This is a genomic window from Streptomyces litchfieldiae, assembly GCF_031845365.1.
GTDB classification, from domain to species: Bacteria; Actinomycetota; Actinomycetes; order Streptomycetales; family Streptomycetaceae; genus Streptomyces; species Streptomyces litchfieldiae.
In genome coordinates this window covers 351,333-371,203 of the sequence record NZ_JAVREL010000001.1, presented here as the reverse complement: position 1 = coordinate 371,203, position 19,871 = coordinate 351,333, and the positions used below count along the sequence as shown (strand labels likewise).

General features: G+C 74.4%; 14 protein-coding genes. 8 read left to right on the top strand and 6 right to left on the bottom strand.

The genetic code is table 11. From position 1 onward, the window contains the following. The first annotated feature begins 34 nt into the window (after window positions 1-34). Both RM590_RS01650 and RM590_RS01645 read left to right on the top strand, forming a co-directional pair. Window positions 35-490: a hypothetical protein gene (locus RM590_RS01650; RefSeq protein ID WP_311702481.1), complete on the top strand. Its 456-nt coding sequence runs from the start codon at window positions 35-37 to the stop codon at window positions 488-490. After that, window positions 487-4,788, top strand: coding sequence for a tetratricopeptide repeat protein (locus tag RM590_RS01645; RefSeq protein ID WP_311702480.1), 4,302 nt, complete (start codon window positions 487-489; stop codon window positions 4,786-4,788). The genes RM590_RS01650 and RM590_RS01645 overlap by 4 nt, the downstream gene beginning before the upstream one ends. Window positions 4,789-4,825: 37 nt before the next feature. Here RM590_RS01645 and RM590_RS01640 read toward each other — a convergent pair whose 3' ends face one another. Both RM590_RS01640 and RM590_RS01635 read right to left on the bottom strand, forming a co-directional pair. After that, window positions 4,826-6,001: a Cmx/CmrA family chloramphenicol efflux MFS transporter gene (locus tag RM590_RS01640; RefSeq protein WP_311702479.1), complete on the bottom strand. Its 1,176-nt coding sequence runs from the start codon at window positions 5,999-6,001 to the stop codon at window positions 4,826-4,828. A 245-nt stretch (window positions 6,002-6,246) separates the two neighbouring features. After that, complete coding sequence (locus RM590_RS01635; protein WP_311702478.1) at window positions 6,247-6,606, bottom strand: MerR family transcriptional regulator; 360 nt, start codon at window positions 6,604-6,606, stop codon at window positions 6,247-6,249. A 104-nt stretch (window positions 6,607-6,710) separates the two neighbouring features. Here RM590_RS01635 and RM590_RS01630 point away from each other — a divergent pair, with 104 nt between their 5' ends. Then, window positions 6,711-7,352, top strand: a complete 642-nt coding sequence (locus RM590_RS01630; protein WP_311702477.1) for an SDR family NAD(P)-dependent oxidoreductase — start codon at window positions 6,711-6,713, stop codon at window positions 7,350-7,352. Between the two features lie 20 nt (window positions 7,353-7,372). Here the strand turns inward: RM590_RS01630 and RM590_RS01625 are convergent, their stop codons facing one another. Further along, window positions 7,373-8,050, bottom strand: coding sequence for a hypothetical protein (locus tag RM590_RS01625; protein ID WP_311702476.1), 678 nt, complete (start codon window positions 8,048-8,050; stop codon window positions 7,373-7,375). A gap of 11 nt (window positions 8,051-8,061) precedes the next feature. Beyond that, window positions 8,062-8,970 (bottom strand): nuclease, encoded by a 909-nt coding sequence (locus RM590_RS01620; RefSeq protein WP_311702475.1) that lies wholly within the window; start codon window positions 8,968-8,970, stop codon window positions 8,062-8,064. Between the two features lie 132 nt (window positions 8,971-9,102). On the opposite strand from RM590_RS01620, the gene RM590_RS01615 reads away from it, so the two are divergent. After that, window positions 9,103-9,567, top strand: a complete 465-nt coding sequence (locus RM590_RS01615) for a hypothetical protein (protein WP_311702474.1) — start codon at window positions 9,103-9,105, stop codon at window positions 9,565-9,567. A 22-nt stretch (window positions 9,568-9,589) separates the two neighbouring features. Here RM590_RS01615 and RM590_RS01610 read toward each other — a convergent pair whose 3' ends face one another. Further along, window positions 9,590-10,411 (bottom strand): DNA-formamidopyrimidine glycosylase family protein, encoded by an 822-nt coding sequence (locus RM590_RS01610; protein ID WP_311702472.1) that lies wholly within the window; start codon window positions 10,409-10,411, stop codon window positions 9,590-9,592. An 89-nt stretch (window positions 10,412-10,500) separates the two neighbouring features. On the opposite strand from RM590_RS01610, the gene RM590_RS01605 reads away from it, so the two are divergent. From RM590_RS01605 to RM590_RS01590, 4 genes are all read left to right on the top strand, one after another. After that, complete coding sequence (locus tag RM590_RS01605) at window positions 10,501-10,980, top strand: nuclear transport factor 2 family protein (protein WP_311702471.1); 480 nt, start codon at window positions 10,501-10,503, stop codon at window positions 10,978-10,980. 132 nt (window positions 10,981-11,112) lie between these two features. After that, a complete protein-coding gene (locus RM590_RS01600; RefSeq protein ID WP_311702470.1) occupies window positions 11,113-14,442 on the top strand; it encodes a S8 family serine peptidase in 3,330 nt (1,109 codons plus the stop codon). Window positions 14,443-14,876: 434 nt separating this feature from the next. Beyond that, the gene (locus RM590_RS01595; RefSeq protein ID WP_311702469.1) at window positions 14,877-15,854 is read left to right on the top strand and encodes an ATP-binding cassette domain-containing protein; all 978 of its coding nucleotides are present in this window, start codon (window positions 14,877-14,879) and stop codon (window positions 15,852-15,854) included. Beyond that, window positions 15,851-16,678, top strand: coding sequence for an ABC transporter permease (locus tag RM590_RS01590; RefSeq protein WP_311702468.1), 828 nt, complete (start codon window positions 15,851-15,853; stop codon window positions 16,676-16,678). Before RM590_RS01595 ends, RM590_RS01590 begins: the two co-directional genes overlap by 4 nt. Here the strand turns inward: RM590_RS01590 and RM590_RS01585 are convergent. Further along, a complete protein-coding gene (locus RM590_RS01585; RefSeq protein ID WP_311702467.1) occupies window positions 16,616-19,819 on the bottom strand; it encodes a BTAD domain-containing putative transcriptional regulator in 3,204 nt (1,067 codons plus the stop codon). The genes RM590_RS01590 and RM590_RS01585 overlap by 63 nt on opposite strands. Between the last annotated feature and the right edge of the window lie 52 nt (window positions 19,820-19,871).

Sequence of the window (19,871 nt, the reverse complement as noted above, 5' to 3'; positions counted from 1 at the left end):
GCGCCTGTGAGCGCCGGCTGGGAGAGGGGGGACGGTGGATCCTGCCATCGCGACTGTCGCCGCCACCGCCGCGACGACGCTCGTCGCCGCGATGACGACGGAAACCTGGGAGCAGACCAAACGCGCCTTCGCCCGCTTGCTGGGGGCCGGGCGAGATGACGAGGGAACGGACGCCGAGGAGGAGTTGGAGCAGGCGCGTGCCACGGTCCAGGCCGCCCGCGAGCACGGAGACTCGTCGGCCGAGGACGAGGTGCGGGAGAACTGGGAGGTGAGGCTGCGCGACCTGCTCGCCGAGCGCCGCGAGGCGGACGCGCAGATCCGCGCCCTTCTGGCGGCGGTCCGGAGTCCGGCGAGCACCGTCTACAACCAGAATGTGCGCAGTGGCGGGGCGGGTGCCCAGGGCCCGGGCGCCAGCGTGACCGTCAACCACCATCACACGTACGGCAGTCCGCCCTCGCGGGATCCCGAAGAGGAAAGCGACCGGACGTGAGCGGGGACCGCTACGAGCAGCACGTCCGGAGCGGCGGCGCGGGGGCACAGGGCCCGAACGCCACGGCCATTGTCAACAATTACTACGGAACGCGCCCGTTCACGATCGAGAAGTTACCCGCTCCGGCCGCTCCCGATCCCGCGGGGCTGATGGCACAGCCCAGCCGCCTGCTGGACGCACGCAGCCATGTTGTGCCCTTCGTCGGCCGGGAGGCCGAGCTGGAGCGACTGCGGGAATGGCGGGACGCCCGGGACGCGCGCTTGTCCGTCCTGCTGCTGCACGCCCCCGGCGGGCAGGGCAAGACCCGGCTCGCCACGGAATTCGCCGAGCGGTCCCGGAGCCCGGAACTACCGGAAGCCGAGCGATGGGACGTCCTGCACGCGGGATTCCGGGGCACCTCCGCCGGCCCCCCGCCATCGGGCGACGGCCTTGCCCGGCCCGGGGCCGGAGTGCTCCTCGTCGTCGACTACGCCGACCGATGGGCGCACAGCGAACTGGAACGCCTGCTGTCCGACCCGGTGCTCCACCAACAGCGGCCCACGCGGGTCCTGTTGATCGGCCGGACCGTGCGCTGGTTCGCCGCCCTGCGCGGTGAGCTCGGCGAGCGTCGCGCCGCCGCCGGCGATCTGCCGCTTCCCGCACTGGCCAGTGACCGGCTGCGGATGTTCACCGCCGCCCGTGACCGCTACGGCGAGCCCGACCTGTACGGCCTGCCGGACACCGCGAGCATCCGGCCGCCCGGTTCTCTCGATCACCGTGACTTCGGTCTGACGCTGAACCTGCACATGGCCGCCCTGGTCGCCGTCGACGCCCGTGCGCGGGGCGAGCGGCCGTCCCTCACCGAGCCGCACGAGCTGTCGGCCTACCTCCTGGACCGCGAACGCCTGGCGTGGCAGCGGCTCGTCGACGCCGGAAGGCACGGGCAGGACTACCGGACAGGGCCCGCCACCATGGCCAAGACCGTGTTCACCGCCGCGCTCACCGGAGCGGTCGGCCACGCCACCGGGAAACAGGCCCTGAAGACACTGGACCTGCCCGGACACCCCGAGGACCTCCTGCTCGATCACCGGTTCTGCTACCCGCCCGCCGACGATGAGCTGGTCCCGGAGCCCCTCTGTCCCGACCGGCTCGCGGAGGACTTCCTCGGCCTGCTCATCCCCGGACACGGCATCAGCTCCTACGACGCCGACCCCTGGGCGCGCGGTGCCCCCACCGCCCTGACCGCCGAGGAGGGGCTCCGGCCCGTCATCGCCCCGCGCGCGGTGACCTTCCTGGCGTCCGCCGCCGGCCGTTGGGCTCATGTCGGCGAGAAGGTCCTGTACCCACTTCTGCGCGGCGATCCGGACCTCGCGATCGATGCCGGCAGCTCCGCCCTGACCGCGCTCGCCGCCCTCGGCGACGGAAGCGGCCCGGACGGCGGCCCCCTCGACCTCGGCCTGCTGGCCGCGCTGGAGGCCGTGGAATCCCGCTTGCCCGCGGACCGCGACGTCAACCTGGACATCGGCATCCTCGCGGTCGTGGAAGTGCTGATCGCCCACCGCCTGGCCACCACCGGTGACCTGGACCAGCGGGCCTGGTTGTACGGCACGCTGGCCTGGCGCCGCGCGAACGCGGGTCGCCGGGAGCAGGCGATCGCCCCGGCCGAGGAGGCCGTCCGCCTGCACCGGCAGCTCGCCGAGACCGACGCCCGCTACCTCGGCCACCTGGTGACCTCGCTGGCCAACCTCGGTGACAGGCTGTCCGACGTGGGCCGGCCGGAGGAGGCGCTGTTCCTCTGCGAGGAGTCCGTGGCGATCAGCCGCCGACTGGCCGAGGCGGACCCCGCCGCCCACCGGCGCTTCCTGGTGAGGTCGCTGACCAGCCTCGGCAACCGGCTGTCCGGTCATGGCCGCCGGGAGGAGGCCCTGGCGGCCATCCAGGAGGCCACCGACCTGTACCGGCAACTGGCCGAGGCGGACCCCGCCGCCCACCGGAGTCACCTGGCCGGTTCGCTCGGCAACCTCGGCCTGCAACTGTTCGACGCGGGCCGCCCGGAGGAGGCCCTGGCCGCCATGCGGGAGGCCACCGACCTGTACCGGCGGCTGGCCGAGGAGAACCCCGGCGCCGAATCCGACCGCCTGGCCGCGGCACTGTCCAACCTCGGGCGCCCGCTGCTCGACCTGGACCGCATCGAGGAGGGCCTCGCCGCCACCCGGGAGGCCACCGAGCTCCACCGGCGGCTGGCCGAGGAGAACCCCGGTGCCCACCAGCCCGCGCTGACGATCGCGCTGCTCAACCTCGGCGAATTCCTCTGGCGTCTGGGCCGCGAGGAAGAGGCGCTCGCCTCGACCGAGGAGGCCGTGAGCATCCAACGGCAGCTCGCCGAGACCGACTTCGGCGCCCACCGCGTCGATCTCGCCAAGTCGCTGAACGGCCTCGGCCGCCGGCTGTGGGACCTGGGCCGTGAGGAGCAGGCCCTGGCCGTCACCCAGGAGGCCATCGACCTGTACCGGCAGTTGGCCGTGGCCCACCCCACCCTCGACCTCCCCGAGCACGCGGAAGCCCTGCACCGGATGTCCCTCGCCCGGGCGGAACACCGGGAGGAGGCGCGGGCCGCCGCGCGGGAGGCCACCGAGCTGTACCGACGGCTGGACGCAGCCGCCCCCGGCACCGACCTCGCCGATCTCGCCGCGTCGCTGGCCGGCGTCGGCAAGACGCTGGCCGGGCTGGGGCGGGCCGAGGAGGCCATCACCGCCGTCGAGCGGGCCACCGCCGTCCACCTCGAAACCGGCGACCGCCGGGGCGCGGCGGACCTGCTCCTGGACTTCGGCACCGTCCTGGCGGACCTGCGGCGGTTCGAGGAATCGGTCGCCGTCACCCAGCGGTCCGCCGTCCTCCTGCGCCAGGCCGGCGACCACCGGGGCGAGGCCCTGTCACTGGTCAACCTGGGCAATGCCGCGGCCGAGGTGGGCCGGTTCGCGGAGGCCGTCACCGTCTGCGAGCGGGCCGCCGGCCTCTGTCGCGAGGCCGGCGACCGCGCCGGTGAGGGCACGGCGTGGGAGTCTCTCGGAACCGCGCTGAGCGCACTGGAGCGGGTCGAGGAGTCCATCACCGCGCGCCGCCGGGCCGCCGCCGCGTTCACCGACACCGGGAATCTCCGTGGCGAAGCCGCGATGTCGGGCGAACTCGGCTCCTCCCTGGGCTCGGTGGGCCGGTACGCGGAGTCCATCGTCGCCAGCAGGCGGGCCGCCGAGATCTACGGGCAGCTCGGCGACGGCCCCAAGGAGGCCCTCGCCCTGGACAACCTCGGTCTCGGCCTGCAGAGGGACAAGCAGTACGAGGAGTCCATCACCATCTGTTCCCGGGCCGCGGCCCTCTTCCGCGAGCACGGCGATCGGCACGGCGAGGCCGACGCGCTGCGGCACCTGAGCGGCGCCCTGGCCTCGGTGGGCCGGTTCGAGGAGTCCATCGCCACCGCGCGGCGGTCCGTCGCCCGCTATCGCGAGTTGGGCGACCAGCGCGGCGAGGCCATGGCGCTCTACGGCCTGGGCGAGGTCCTGCTGGACGAGGAACGGTACGAGGACGCCGTCACGGCCTACCGGCGAACCGCCGGCATCATGCGGGAGATCGGCTTTCCCTCCCTCGAGGGATCCGCGCTCCTCAACCTCAGCCGCGCCCTGCTGGGGCTCAACCGGCTCGGGGAAACCATCGCCGCCCTCACCCGGGCCGCCACGATCTACCGCGGAATCGGCGACCGCGACGGCGAGGGCCGGGCAGGCTTCCACCTCGGCCACACGCTGGTGGAGGCGGAGCGGTACGCGGAGGCCGTCACCGCCTACGCGCGGTCCGCCACCGCGTACGAGGAGCTCGGCGACCGTGGTGCCCAGGGCGCGGCGTTGTTCGGCCTCGGCAAGGCGCTGGTGAAGGCAGGCCGGTTCGAGCAGGCCGTCTCCGTCGGTCTGCGGGCCGCCGCCCTGTACGGCAGGACACAGGGCGGCGATCCGGAGGGCCAGGTGCTGTTCGAACTCGGCGCCGAGTTCGTGGAGGCCGGGCGGCCCAAGGAGTCCATTCCCGTGTTCCGGCGGTATCTCGCGGTCCACCAAGAGGCCGGAGACCGGCGCGGAGAGGGCATGGCACTCCTCATGCTGGGCGGCGTGCTGGTGGACGCCGGGCAGTACGCGGAAGCCGTCGTCGTCAACCAGCGGGCGGTCGACTTCTGCCGTGCGGAGGGCGACTCCACCTGGCTGCACCTGGCACTGGGTCAACTGAGGAAGGCCGTACGGGGATTGAGGCGGACCGGCGAGGAATGGCCACCGTGACGCCGCCGGTCACGGGGCCGGCGCCGGCCCCTTCCCGTCAGCGGCTGATCTCCGCGTCGCCCGGCCGCGGGACCCGCCGGGCGGCGACCGCCGCGGCCAGGGCCAGCGCCAGGCCGACCAGCAGGGCGCTGATCCACAGCGGGGAGCGGTAGCCGAGGCCGCCCGCGATCGCCCGGCCGCCCGCCCAGGGCCCCAGCGCCGCCCCGACGTTGAACGCCGCCGTGGCGAAGCCGCCGGCCAGGGTGGGGGCGCCGGTCGCGGCGTACAGCGCCTGGGAGATCAGGGTGGAGCCGACCGCGAAGGACAGCGTGCCCTGGACCAGGACCAGCAGGACGGTGGCCGCCGCGCTGCCCGCGGTCACGGCGAAGACGGCCCAGCCGGTCAGCAGGGCCGCCCCGCCGGCCACCAGCAGCGGAAGCGGACGGCTGTCGGCGATCCGGCCGCCGAGGGTGACGCCGAGGAACGAGCCGAGGCCGAACAGGGCCAGCACGGCGGGCACCCACGCGTCGCCCAGGCCCGTGACCTCGGTGACCAGCGGCTCCAGATAGGTGAACGCGCAGAACGTGGCGCCGTTGACCAGCGCGCCCAGCAGCAGGGTCAACTGGAGCCGGGGGTCGCGCAGTGTGCGCAGCTCCCCGCGCACGCCGGTGCTGCCCCCACCCGCCGGGGCGCCGGCCGGGACCGAGCGCAGGACGGCCAGGACGGCCGGTGCCGAGGCGAGGGCCACGGCCCAGAACGCGGCACGCCAGCCCCAGAGTTGGCCCAGCAGCGCGCCGCCGGGGACGCCCGCCACACAGGCGACGGTGACGCCGCCCAGCAGGATCGAGGTGGCGCGCCCCTTGGCGTTCGGCGCGACCATGCCGGTCGCGGTCGCCAGGGCCACCGCCAGGAACCCGGCGTTGGCCAGCGCGGCGACGGCCCGCGTGGCGAGCAGCACCGCGTAGCTGGTGGTGAGCGCGCCGATGACATGGACGAGCAGGAAGGTGATCAGGAACGCCAGCAGCGCGCGGCGGCGCGGCCAGCGCAGGCTGAGGATCGCCATCAGCGGCGCGCCGACGACCATTCCGGCGGCGAACGCCGACGTCAGCGAACCGGCGGCGGAAATGGACACGTTCAGGTCGTGGGCGATGTCCGACACGAGGCCGGACAGCATGAACTCGGATGTCGCCTGGGCGAATACGGCCAGGCCGAGGAGGTACAGGGCGAAGGGCACAGCGAGACTCCGCAACCACGCAGGGAATCGGCGCACGACGAAAGAGGGTGCAGCCGTTGAGGAAAGGTCGAAACAGCCCGTGTTACGGCGATCCGGTGGAGCGGTCAGCGGCGCGCGGGGCGGCGCGAACCGTGGCGCGGAAAGTGGCGCGAGGAGCCACCGGAGGGCCGGTGGCTAGAATCTGGACGCTTCGGGGCTGGACACGGGCGCAGGCTAATGGGGCGCGGTGTGCCGCGTCCAGGCGTTTATGGGTGGCGGGCCGCGGCGAGCAGTGTGTCGAGTGCCTCGCCGGACGCGCGCAGGCGGGCCATCTCCTCGGTGACCCGGCCGCGTTCGCGTCGCAGCGCGCCCATCAGGCCGGGGCAGCCCGTGTGGACCAGGCGGTCGCCCTCGTCGTCGACGCAGGCCAGCACCCGGGCGATGACGGCGGTGGTCAGTCCGGCGTCCAGCAGGGCGCGGATGTGGCGGACCGTGGCGACGTCCGTGTCGGCGTACGCGCGGTAGCCGTTGGCGTCCCGCGCGGGGCGCAGCAGGCCCTGCTCCTCGTAGTAGCGCAGCAGCCGCCGGCTCACCCCGGTCGCCCGGGCAAGATCGCCGATCCGCATGTGCTCGCTCCCCCGGACTTGACGTTGACACCGGTGTGATGGCCTAACGTCCCGATTGTCGCGCACGGAGCGCGATCGGGGTCGGTGAGCCGAGGAGTTGAACGATGGCCGGAGCGGTGATCATTGGGGCGGGACCGGGGATCGGGCAGGCGGTCGCCCGCCGGTTCGCCCGGGAGGGGCTGCCCGTCGGGCTGATCGCGCGCCGCGCCGACGGGCTGGCGGCCCTGGCCGAGGGCGTCGGCGGCGGCGCCCGGGTCGGCACGGAGACGGCCGACACCACCGACGAGGCCGCGCTGCGCGCCGCCCTCGACCAACTGGCGGCCGAACTCGGCCCGCCGGACGCCGTGATCTACAACGCCGCGATCGTCCGGGCCGACGCCCCGGGGGAGTTGTCCGCCCGGGGCCACCTCGACGCCTGGGCCGTCAACGTGGTCGGCGCGCTGACCGCCGCCGCACACGTCGCGCCCGCGATGGCGCGGCGGGGCGGCGGCTCGTTCCTCGTCACCGGCGGGATGCCCGAGCCCAAGCGCGACTATGTGAGCCTCTCGCTCGGCAAGGCCGGGGTGCGAACGCTGGTGGCGCTGCTCGACCAGGAGTACGGGCCGGCCGGGGTGCACGTGGCCACCGTCACCGTGACCGGACCGGTGGCGCCGGGCACGGACTTCGACCCGGACGACATCGCCGAGCACTACTGGCGGCTGCACACCCAGCCGCGGGAGCGGTGGCAGCGGGAGGTCTCGCACTGACCCGGGGCACCGCCGCGTCCCTACCCGATGGGGTCGAGCGAGATCATCTCGACCTCGTCCAGGCCGCTCCGGAAGCGCAACACCCGGGTGTTCTCCGGGTGTTCGTGCTGGTGGCCCTCCGCCTGGGCGGGCTCCCAGTACGGGTACACCATCCCGTGCCACCAGCCCTGCTGGGTCATGACGTCGTCCTCCCGGGTGCCGTGGAGGAGGTCGCAGGCCGGCATGTACAGCTCGACGCCGCCCGCGAGGCCCGCGCCGGCGAGGTCGTCGTGGAAGCGGCGCAGCGACTCCCGGGCGGCGCGGTCGAAGTAGTGCTCCTCGGCGCGGTTGGGGCCGAGGACGGCGAACAGCACGACCGCCCAGAAGCCACCCCACCCCGCCGTCCCGAAGGCGGACAACTGTCTGCCGACGTGCACGGTGTGCACCGCGTGCCGCACGTCGCCGACGACGTGCACGGCCTCGGCGATGTGGCCCGCCGTCTCACCGAACGCGTTGTCGCTCGGGGTGACGGACAGCAGCGCCTGCCCCTGTGTCGCGGCGTCCTGCCCGGCGAGCACGCCCTCGCTGTAGACGGTGCGCTGCTCGGACTCCAGCACGAGCGGGGCCTCCATGACCTGGTCCGGGAAGGTGAAGCCGGCGGTGAACCCCTGGCGCCAGGACTCCTCGTGGTCGGTGCCCGCGTACGGGTTGGTGGCCATGCGCGCCCCCCTCAGTCGCCGCGCGCCAGCCGGGCCGAGGGGGTGAGGTTCAGCAGGCCGACCGCCTCGGCGACGTCCTGGGGCCACAGAAACAGGCGGTAGATCGGCGGCACCCGGAAATAGTCCTCCGGGCCGTGCAGGGTCCGGCTGCGCATGTCCACGCAGTACCGCTCGCGCCAGGAGAATTCCTCTCCCGGACGCAGGGGTTTTTTCTCGACTATCTTCTTGGTGACCGTATGGAGGTCCTCCATCGCACGGTATTCGTAGGCGAGGAGCGTGGCGGGATCGCCCCAGATTTTCTTCTCGTCGGCGACGGCTTTCTCGGCGGCTGCCAGGAAGATCGGCATGTCGAGTTCGCCGGGGATGCTGGGGTAGATGATGAACGGTGCCGCCCAGCCGGCCGCGATGAGATCGAGGTTGAACGTCGGCCGGTCCTTGCGTGGAATGGTGGCCAGTTCCTCAGGGGTGTAGTTCGGGGCGATGTACGCGAGCAGCCGGTGAGAGTTGCAGAACGGTGCGTCGGCGGTGCGGATGAAGATTTTCCGCATCTTGTCGTTGGGGAGGCGCAGCCGTTTCCTGATGTTCTGCTCGGCGAAGGCCGCCGCCTCCGTGCCCTGTTTGAACTGGAGGGTCCCGGCCTTGCCCGTTTCCAGCTTGGGCAGCAGGAACTTAGCGAGATCCTTGGAGATCGGCGCCTTGCCGTCGCGGATCCAGGCGGCCAGTTGAAGAAAGTTCTGATCGATTTTCTCGGCCTTCTCCGGGGTTTTCGCCGTCACTTCGGGCGTGTCGACGGACAGCATCCGGACCGGCATCTTGATTTTCGGTGTGTCGCCGTCGTGGAAATCCGCGAGCTCCCGGGATCCGAGCGTCGGCATGGAATCCCCGGCCGGGGACCAGAAAATTTCAATGGGATCGATCACGGCCACCTCCGTTTTCCCGCTGTCAGATTCGCCCGGGGATGCCACCGCCGCAACTCGTGGCCGGGCCGGGACCGGCGGGGGACCCCTCCCGGCACGCCCCGGTACGTTCCGGGGGCGGACGGGAGGGAACGCGTGAGGAGATCGCGGCTGCGCCGGGAACTGGTGGCGCTGGCGGACGAGGAGGGCCTCGGCACCGTCCAGCGGGTGCACCGGACGCGGCGGGGCTGGGCGGCGGTCGGCGCGCCGGCGTTCATCGTGGTGTCGGCGGCGCAGGGGGCGGCGCTCGCGACCGTGGCCTGGTGGGCCGTCCTGTTGCTGCTGCCGGTGGCCGCCGTCGCGGTGCTGATCTGCTTCGCGCTGGCGGCTCCGGCGCACGGGTCGGGCGCGCCCCGCTGGTATGTCGTCTGCGAGCTGGGGCTGCTGATCTGGTCGCGCGGGGCGACGGCCCCCGAGGTCGTGCCCTGGGAGGCGGTGACGGTAAGCGAGACGTCCGGCCCGGTGCTGCGGCTGGGCACGGTCGACGGGGACACGGTGACCATCGGCCCCGTGCGGCGCCGGCGGCGCCTGGCCCGCGCCGTCGAACTCCGGGGCCGCTGAACGGGCCGCCGCCGCGCGCCCGTTACCCGGAGCCGCCCGGGGCCGGGCCCCGCTGGCAGCGCGGGCACCAGTACACGGGCCGGTCCCGGCCCGGCTCGCCATAGGTCTCGCCGGCGGTGCGCACCGGCGTGCCGCAGACCAGGCAGGAGCGGCCCGTCCGCCCGTAGACATACAGCCGCTGGCCGGTCCGGGCGCGAGCCTGAGGGGTGGTCGTGGTGCGGCCGGGCCCGGCCCGGTTGGCCTCCAGCAGGCGCTTGGCGGTGGCGATCAGCCGCTCCGGCGCCGGGAGTTCGCCGACGGGCAGCCGGGGCGTGACCCGGGCGAGGAAGCACAACTCGGCCATGAAGACATTGCCGACGCCCGCGAGGTTCCGCTGGTCCAGCAGGGCCGCGCCCAGCGGGCGGGCCGGGTCGGCGAGCAGCCGGCGCAGCGCCTCCTTCGGATCCCAGTCGGGGCCGAGGAGATCCGGGCCCAGATGGCCGACGACGCGCGGCTCGTCCGCGGTGCGGAGCAGCTCCAGCACCGGCAGCCGGAAGCCCACCGCGACGCGGTCCTCGGTGCCGAGCACGGCCCGGATCTGGTGGCCGGGCCCGCCGCGCCAGCGCTCGCCCGGCGCGAAGATCCACCAGGCGCCGTCCATGCGCAGGTGCGAGTGCAGCGTCAGGCCGCCCTCCAGCCGGGTCAGCAGGTGCTTGCCGCGCGGCGTCACGTCCAGCACCGCGCGCCCCCGCAGATCGGAGGTCGCCAGCCGGGGAACCCGCAGGTCGGACCGCACCAGCAGCCGCCCCGCCAGCGCGGCGTGCAGCCGCCCGGCGGCCTGCGCGACCGTGTCTCCCTCGGGCATGCCTCCCATGATGCGCCATGGCGCGCCGGGCCGTCCGGGCGCCGGAACACCGCTCGTCGCGGCGTCCGGGCCGCTGCTAGAAACTGGACATGACAGACGGAGAAGAGATCGATCCGCTGGAGCGGCTGCTCGCCGAGCGGGCCTGCGAGCGGCTGATCACCGAGTTCCTCCGGCATCTGGACCTCGGAAACCCGGGGGCGGTGGCCGAGCTGTTCACGCCCGACGGAGTCTGGGAGTACCCCCAGGACGACCGCCTGGTGCGCGGCCGGGACGCGCTGCGGGAGTACTTCCGCTCGCGGCCCGCCGACCGGCTGTCGCTGCGCATGGCCACCAACATCCTGGTCACCGTGGAGAGCCCGGACACCGCCTCGGCCACCTCCTACTTCGCCACCTACCGGGTCGACGGCTTCACCGGCGGCATCGTGCCGTCCCGGCCGCCCGCCAACGTCGGCCACTACGCGGACACGTTCACCCGCGTCGACGGCCGCTGGCTGCTCGCCCGGCGCGTCACCCACGTCACCTTCGGCGGGCCGACGGTCCGGCTCGACGAGACGTCCCCGGCCGACTGAGCGACGCCGCGCACACTTTCCCCACGACTTCCCCTCAATCGAAAGGCACGGTTCCGGTGCCGTTCGGCCGTCTCAACATACGCGGTATGTTTCGCGGAGTGTTCCGCGTAAGGACGAGCCCGGGAGGGGCAGTTGACAGGGAAACGCACAAGTGCGCGGACCGGTGCGGCGGTGGTCTGCGGGGTCATCACCGCCGCCCTCACGGCGGGGCTCACCGGCCCCGCCGGGGCGGCGGGCGACGGGCCGGGGGAGCGGGCCGCCGGGGGCGGCGGTGACACCCGGCTGGTGCCGCTGATCACCGGCGACCGGGTGGCGGTCGACGCGAGCGGCGAGGTGCGCGGCCTGATCATGGCCGAGGGCCGCGAGGACGTGCCCGTTCAGGTGGGGCGCGTCGGGGACCACACCGAGGTGGTCCCGCAGGACGTGGTCCCGCTCATCAGGGAGGGGGTCCTCGACCGCCGCCTGTTCGACATCACCGAGCTGAGCCGGGCCGGACACCGCGCGGGCGACGGCCTGCCGCTCATCGTCACCTACGCGGGGAGCGCCGCCCGCGCCGAGGTGCGCGCGGCGGCCGGCTCCGGCGAGCGACTGGCGCTGGAGGCGATCAACGGCGAGGCGCTGACCGTCGCCGGCGACGAACTCACCACCATCTGGGACGCCCTCACCGAGCCGGCCGGCTCCGGCGACCGGGCGCTGGCCGCCGCCCCCGGCATCGAGACGATCGCCCTGGACGCCCAGGTCCAGGGCGCGCTCGACGAGAGCGTGCCCGGGATCGGCGCCCCGGTGGCCTGGGAGAGCGGCTACGACGGCGAGGGCGTCACCATCGCCGTGCTGGACAGCGGCATCAGCGAGGACCACCCGGACCTGGCCGGCAAGGTGGCCGCCGCCGAGGTGTTCTCCGAGGCGCCGGACACCGAGGACCACCGCGGGCACGGCACGCACGTGGCCTCCATCGCGGCCGGCACCGGTGCCCACGCGGACGGTGCCTACACCGGCGTGGCCCCCGGCGCCACCCTGCTGAACGGCAAGGTGCTCAACGACAACGGCATGGGCAGCGAGTCCTGGACCATCGCGGGCATGCAGTGGGCCGTCGACCAGGGCGCCGACATCGTCAACCTGAGCGTCGGCACCCAGGCCAGCTACGTCGACCCGATGGCCGACGCGCTCAACGCCCTCGCCGCGGAGTCCGGCACCCTCTTCGTCGTCTCCGCCGGCAACGAGGGCCCCTACCCGAACACCATCACCACTCCCGGCTCCGCGGAGTCCGCCCTCACCGTCGGCGCGGTGGACAAGGCCGGCGCCCTGGCCGAGTTCTCCTCGACGGGCGGGGTGGACGACGCCGCGCTCAAGCCGGACCTCACCGCCCCGGGCGTCGACATCGGCGCCGCCGCCGCGCCCGGCAGCGCCTACGGCGAGAACGGCGAGCCGGTGGCCGACGGCTACGTCGCGCTCTCCGGCACCTCGATGGCCGCGCCGCACACGGCGGGTGCCGCCGCGCTGCTGGCGCAGCGGCACCCCGACTGGACCGGCGAGCAGCTCAAGGCCGCGCTGATCGCCGCCGCCGCGCCCGCCGCGGGACAGGGTGCGCTCCAGCAGGGCGCGGGCCGGGTCGACGCCGCCACCGCCATCGACCAGACCGTCGTCGCCGAGCCGGGCGCCCTCGACTTCGGCGCCGTCGCCCACCCGCACACGGAGGCCGAGCCCGTCGCCCGCGAGCTCACCTACCGGAACCTGGGCGACCGGGACGTCACGCTGGACCTGTCCGTCACCGGCGTCGACCCCGAGGGCAACCCCGCCCCGGACGGCATGTTCACGCTGGACGCCACCGAGGTGACCGTTCCCGCGGGCGGCACCGCCACCGTCGGCGTCACGGCCGACACCAGCGGCGGCGGCGAGTTGTACGGCGTGTACAGCGCGTATGTCACCGGCGCGGGCGACGGCCAGCGCGTCACCACGGCGGGCGCGGTGGAGCGCGAGGAGGAGCGGTTCGACCTCACGATCGAGGCCATCGGCCGCGACGGCGAGCCCGCCCCGCACTGGCTGGCCATCGCGACCGACCTGGACCTGCTCTTCGATGCCCCGTCCATCCTGTACGGCGACGGCGCGGCCACCGGCACGCTCCGGCTCCCGCCCGGCGACTACCTGGTGGACACCACCGTCTTCCACGGCGGCACCAGCCACCTGGACGCCACCGGCATGGACTGGCTGCTCCAACCGCACGTCGCGCTCACCGAGGACACCACGCTGACCATCGACGCCCGCGAGGCCGCCGAGATCTCCATGACCGTGGATGACCAACGGGCCGAACTCACCGACCTGGTCGTCAACTACGACCTCCAGATGAAGGACGGCCTCCTCGGCTGGTCCTGGAACTGGCGGACCGCCGGCCTGCCCGACGGCTTCCGCACCGCCCAGCTCGGGCCCGTCGCCGACGACTGGATCTTCGCGTACTCCAGCGCCGCCGCCCGCTTCGAGCGCGACGGCCGGGAGTACCACACCGCCGACCGCCGCGCGGGCGAGCTCTACCACGGCCTGGAGCACCACACCGGCTGGGGTGACCTGGCCCGGATCCGGGTCCGGGAGGGCGCCTCCACCGCGGACGCCACCGGCGTGCTGGCTACCTACTCCCAGGCCGAGTTCCGGATGCTGTTCGCCGCTCCGGAGCGCTCTCTGCCGCGCATCACGGACGTCTATGTCCGGGCGGACGCCGGATGGTGGACCCACGACTTCTACCAACTGGACGACCAGGGCAACGATCTGGCGTTCCTCCGGGGCGACCGGCACACCTACACCGCCGGCGAGGCGTATGAACAGACATACAACATCGGGGTGTTCGGGCCCGACATCGCGAACGGGGACGGTCTCTTCCGGGAGGGCGACTGGATCTACGGCTGGCTCAACCCGTTCTCCGACGGCGGCGGCCACCTCGGCGTCTCCGGCTACGACAGCGCCACCACCACGCTCTACCGCGACGGCGAGGAATACGCCACGGAGGACGCGCCCCTGGACGAGGCGTGGTTCGAGGTGCCGCCGGACGAGGCGGAGTACGAGCTGGTGACCACGGTCACCCGCGGCGCGCCGGTCGCCACGGTCAGCACGGAGATCACCGTCTCCACCACGTTCACCTCGGCCACCACCCCCGAGGGGCAGTACGCCCAACTGCCCCTGAGTGTCGTCCGCTTCACCCCCCGGCTGGCGCTCGACAGCACCGCGCCCGCCGGGCGCACCCTGCGCGTCCCGGTCACCGTGCAGGGGTCGGCCGCCGGGGAGAACCAGGAGTCGCTCACCGTCGCCGTCTCCTTCGACAGCGGCGCCAGCTGGGAGACGGTGCCGGTCGTGGACGGCGCCGTGCGCGTCGGCAACCCGGCCGCCGGCGGCACCGTGTCCCTGCGCGCGGAGGCCGTTGACCGGCAGGGCAACGTCACCGTCCAGACGATCATCGACGCCTACCGCACCGCCTGACGCGGTCCGTTCCGCCCGGGGGTTACCCCCCCGGGCGGAACGGGGGCCAGCGGCATGTCGGCCGGGTCCCGCACACGCCTAGGGCCTGTATCGAGTTCCCGGTCGGATCAGCCCGCGGCGTCAGACGCGGTGCCCCCCCCAGGCCCTTGGGGGCCTGGGAGGTACCCCCAGCAAGGCACCGGATCGCAGCTCATACCCGGCCGTATTCGCGCGATTCGGCTGGGGGCACCTCCCAGACGGAGTCTGGGGGAGCGGCGAGGTGCCGTGACTGGCGTCGCGGGCCCGGGCGGGAACTCGATACAGGCCCTAGCGTGCTGAGTCATGCGAGCGATCCGGCTGACAGTCCCTCTGCCAGCGGTCTGTGCGCACGCTGACAGCGGGGCCCGGCAGCCTTCTTCCCACGGAACGGAACCACCCACAGGAAGGAGGCTCCCGTGACCTACGCCTTTCAGGCCGAGGGGCTGGTCAAGCGCTTCGGCGCGACAACGGCGCTGGTCGGCGTCGACCTGGCCGCCCGGCCGGGCACCGTGCTCGGCGTGCTCGGCCCCAACGGCGCGGGCAAGACCACGGCCGTGCGGATCCTGGCCACGCTGCTGCGGCCGGACGCCGGCCGGGCCCGCGTCGCCGGGTTCGACGTGGTCGACAGCGCCGACGAGGTGCGCCGCCGCATCGGGCTGACCGGCCAGTACGCCTCGGTCGACGAGGACCTGACCGGCGCGGAGAACCTGGTGATGATCGGCCGGCTGCTCGACCTGTCGCGGTCGGCGGCCCGGGACCGGGCGGCGGAGCTGCTGGCCGAGTTCGACCTCACCGAGGCGGCCGGCCGCCGGGCCGGCACCTACTCCGGCGGCATGCGCCGCCGCCTCGACCTGGCCGCCAGCCTGATCGCCCACCCCGAGGTCGTCTTCCTCGACGAGCCCACCACGGGCCTGGACCCGGCCAAGCGCGACGACGTGTGGTCGCTGGTCCGCCGCCAGGTCGCCGAGGGCGTCACCGTGCTGCTCACCACGCAGTACCTGGAGGAGGCCGACGCGCTCGCCGACGAGATAGCCGTGATCAACCGCGGCGCGGTGATCGCCCACGGCACCCCGCACGAGCTGAAGGCCGTCGTCGGCGGCCAGACCCTGCACGTCCGGCCGCTGGACCCCGGCCGACTGCCGCACGTCGCCGCCCTGCTGGCACGCGTCACCGGAACGCGCCCGGGCTCCCCGGGCCGCGGCGTGCTCGCCGTCCCCGTCGAGGGCGACGCCGTGCTGGCCCCCCTGGTCGCGAAGCTGGCCGAGGAGCGCATCGAGGTGATGGAGCTCTCGCTGCGGCTGCCCAGCCTGGACGAGGTCTTCTACGCGCTCACCGGCGAGGAGACGGTACCCGCCGAGGAGACGGAGAACGAGACGGAGGGAGCCGCCGCATGAGCACCGCGACCACGCCCACCCGCACGGCGCCCGCCCCCGCCGCGCCCGGCCCCGCGCCGCGCCCGCCGTTCCCCCTGCTGCGGCACAGCCTCACGTTGGCCCAGCGGAACCTGGTCAAGACGCTGCGCACCCCGGAACAGCTCGTCGACGTGACGCTGCAACCGGTCATCTTCGTCGTCATGTTCCTCTACCTCCTCGGCGGCGCCGTCGCCGGCTCCACCGAGGAGTACCTGACGTTCCTGCTGCCCGCGATCATGGTGCAGACCGTCGTCTTCGCCTCCGTGGCCGTCGGCGTGAACCTCAACACCGATATCCAGAAAGGCGTCTTCGACCGCTTCCGCAGCCTGCCCATCGCCCGCTCCGCCCCCCTGCTGGGCTCGGTGCTGGGGGACATGGTCCGGTTCGTGGTGAGCATCTCGGTGCTGCTCGGCTTCGGCTACGCGCTGGGCTTCCGGATCGAGACCGATCCGCTCTCCGCGCTCGCCGCCTGCCTGCTGGTGATGCTGTTCTCGTTCTCGCTGAGCTGGGCGTCGGTGCTGCTGGGGGTCATGGCGCGCTCGCCCGGCAGCGTGCAGGGCATGCTCTTCATGGCCATGTTCCCGCTGACCTTCGGCACCAACATGATCACGCCCACCGAGACGCTGCCCGGCTGGCTCCAGTGGTGGGTCGGCGTCAACCCGGTGACCGATGTGATGGAGGCCGCCCGGGGACTGCTCACCGAGGGGCCGGTGGCCACGCCCGTGCTGCACACGCTGCTGTGGTCAGCGGGGATATTCGCCGTCTTCTTCCCGCTCGCCGTCCGCGCCTACCGCCGCAAGACGTAGCCGGCGCACCGCCTCCGCGCGGCCCAGCGCCGCGGCGGCGGCGTAGGCGGCGGCCCCCGCCGGGTCCGACAGCAGCGGGCGCAGCGCGGCGACATCCGGGTGGGTCTCATCCGGAACGCCGCGCAGCGCCGCCGCCGCGCCCAGCGCCGCGGCGGCCGCCACCGGGTCGCCCCGGCGGGCGCACAACTGCGCGACCGCCACGCCCACCATGGCCGCCACCGGCATGTCCGCGACGTCCCAAGCCTCCTCCAGCGCCCCGGCCAGCAGCTCCGCCGTTTCCCCGGGCGGGCCGACCAGGGCCGCCCCGGCCCGCAGCAGCGCCGCCAACTGCGGCTGGACGAACGCCCGTTGCTCCATGACCGTCAGCGCCCGGGCATACGAGTCGGCCGCCGCGGCGCGCTCGCCGGCCTGGCGCAGCAGGTCCCCCAGCGCCAGCCGGGCGAGCGCGGCCAGATACCCCGAGCCATGGCGTTCGGCGCGGCTGGCCAGCTCACCCAGCTCGGCCCGGGCCGCCTCCTCCTCGCCCCGCTGCGCGCGCACGACGGCCAGCCGCACCCGGAGCTGGTCCACGTCCGACTCGGTGCGCAGCTCCCGCATCAGCCGCATCGCCTCGCGCAGCGTCTCCGCCGCCTCGTCCAGCTCGCCGAGCTGCCGGTAGAGCATCCCCCGCGAGGACAGCGCCATCGCCAGGCCCCACCGGTCGCCGGCCTCCCGGAACCCGGCCACCGCCAGGTCGATCTCCTTCCGCATGCCGGCCGGCTCGCCCTCGTTCTCCAGGATCGCCGCCCGCATCAGGCGCAGCATGGCCCGCGCCCAGGGGTCGGGATGGCTCAGCCGGCGCGCGGCGGCGGCCATGCCGAACGCGGCGCGCTCGGCGAACATCGCCAGGCCCGGCTCCAGCGCAGCCAGCACGGGATGCCCGGCGTCCGGCTCGATCGCGTCCAGCTCCTGGCGCAGCTCCCGCACGGCCTCCGGCGTCGGCTCGCCGCCGGCCGCGCTGTTGAGCACCGCGAAGGCCAGCGCGATGATCCGCGCCTGGTGCGGCGCCTCGCCCGGCACCGCGAGGGCCAGCCGCAGCCAGTTCGCGGCCTCCGCGTGGTTGCCGCGCATCGTCCAGAACAGCCCCAGCGCGGCGGCCAGCCGCACGGCGGTCTCCGCGTCGCCGGTGCCGACGGCGTGGTGCAACGCGGCCAGCAGGTTGTCCCGTTCGGCGATGAGCGTCGCGATCCACGGCAACTGGCCGGGGCCGCGCAGATGCGGCTCCGCCGTCTCGGCCAGCCGCAGGAAGTACGCCATGTGCGCGTCGCGCGCCTGGCCCGCCCGGCCGTCCGCGGCCAGCCGTTCCAGGCCGTACTCGCGCAGCGTCTCCAGCATCCGGAACCGCGGCCCGCCCGCCTCGCCGTCCCCCTCCACCGGCTGGAGCAGCGACTTGTCGGCGAGCGAGGCCAGCAGGTCCAGCGCCTCGGCGGCGGGCACCCCGCAGCCGCCCTCGACGCTCTCCGGGGTGACCCCGCCCGCGAACACCGCCAGTCGGTCGGCGAGTTCGCGTTCCTCGTCGGTCAGCAGCTCCCAGCTCCAGGCGACCACCGCGCGCAGCGTCTGATGCCTCGGCAGCGCGGTGCGGCTGCCGCCCGTCAGCAGCCGGAACCGGTCGTCGAGCCGCGCGGCCAGATGCGCCGGGTCGAGGGAACGCAGCCGGGCGGCGGCCAGCTCGATCGCCAGCGGCAGGCCGTCCAGCCGCCGGCAGATCTCGACCACGGCCGCGACGTTGCCCTCGTGCACGGTGAACCCGGGCCGCACGGCGGCGGCCCGGTCGGCGAGCAGCCGCACCGCCGGGTGGCCGTCGGCCTCGGCCGCGAGCACGTCCGGCGCGGGCACGCCCAGCGGCGGCACCGGGCACAGCGATTCGCCGACCAGGGCCAGCGGCTCGCGGCTGGTGGCCAGCACCCGCAGCCCGGGGCAGCGGGCCAGCAGATGCTCGGCGAGGCGGGCGGCGGCCTCCACCACGTGCTCGCAGTTGTCCAGCAACAGCAGGGTGGGGGCGGTGGCCAGCGCCGCGGTCAGCATGCTCGGCGCGTCCCGGGGCGCGGCCGGCTGCACCCGGCTCTCCAGCAGGCCGCTGACGCGGTGGCCCAGCGCGCCGAGCACGGCCTGCGGAACGTCGTCGGGGTCGGTGACGGACGCCAGCTCCACCAGCCACGCGCCGCCCGGGTAGCCGTCGGCCAGCTTCGCGGCGGCGGTCGTCGCCAGTCGGGTCTTCCCGGCGCCGCCGGGACCGACCAGCGTGACGAGCCGGCCCTCGCCCAACCGCTCGGCGACCAGGGCCAGTTCCTCGTCGCGGCCGACGAACGTGGTGAGCGGCGCGGGCAGGTTCCCCGGCGCGGCTCCGGTCGTCGGCGGCGGCGCCGGCTCGGCGCGCAGCACGGCGAGATGGATGTCGCGCAGCGCGGGGGAGGGGTCCACACCCAGCTCCCCGGCCAGGCGCGCGCGGTACTCCTCGTAGGCGGCCAGCGCCTCCGCCTGCCGCCCGGCCGCGTACCGCGCACGCATCAGCAGGCCCAACGTCCGCTCCCGCAAGGGGTGTTCGGCGGCCAGCGCCTCCAGGTCGGCCAGCACCGCGCCGGGCCGGCCACCCGCCAGCTCCGCGTCGCAGCGGTCCTCGGCCGCCGCCAGCCGCAGCTCCTCCAGCCGCGCCGCCGCCGCGACCGCGTACGCCGCGTCGCCCGCGTCGGCTAGCGCGGGCCCGCGCCACAGCGCCAGCGCCTCGCCGAGCCGCCGGGCCGCGCCCCGGTGCTCCCCGGCGCCCAGGGCCGCCCGGCCCGCGCGCGCCAGCCGCTCGAAGCGCACCGCGTCCACCGCGTCCGGATCCACCGCCAGCCGGTAGCCGCCGGCCTCGGACACGATCAGCCCGTCCCCGGGCAGCGCCCGGCGCAGCCGGGACACCAGCGACTGCAACGCGTTGGCCTGATCCGCCGGCACCGCCTCGCCCCACAGGGCCGTCACCAGCGACTCGGCCCGCACGACCGCCCCGGCGTCCAGCGCCAGCCGGATCAGCAGCGCGCGCAGCCGCGCACCGCCGAGGGGAACGACCGCGCCCCCGGCCGCGGTGACCCGGAGGGGCCCGAGAACGCCGACCTGCACCGCGCCAGTCTCTCAGGCGGCCTGGGGCGTGTCCGCAAAGTCCCGTCTATCC

Bases quoted from the DNA above. Each gene is read 5' to 3' on its own strand.
- RM590_RS01635 (WP_311702478.1), bottom strand. From the start codon at position 6,606: ATGCGGATCGGCGATCTTGCCCGGGCGACCGGGGTGAGCCGGCGGCTG.
- RM590_RS01630 (WP_311702477.1), top strand. From the start codon at position 6,711: ATGGCCGGAGCGGTGATCATTGGGGCGGGACCGGGGATCGGGCAGGCG.
- RM590_RS01625 (WP_311702476.1), bottom strand. From the start codon at position 8,050: ATGGCCACCAACCCGTACGCGGGCACCGACCACGAGGAGTCCTGGCGC.
- RM590_RS01610 (WP_311702472.1), bottom strand. From the start codon at position 10,411: ATGCCCGAGGGAGACACGGTCGCGCAGGCCGCCGGGCGGCTGCACGCC.
- RM590_RS01605 (WP_311702471.1), top strand. From the start codon at position 10,501: ATGACAGACGGAGAAGAGATCGATCCGCTGGAGCGGCTGCTCGCCGAG.
- RM590_RS01590 (WP_311702468.1), top strand. From the start codon at position 15,851: ATGAGCACCGCGACCACGCCCACCCGCACGGCGCCCGCCCCCGCCGCG.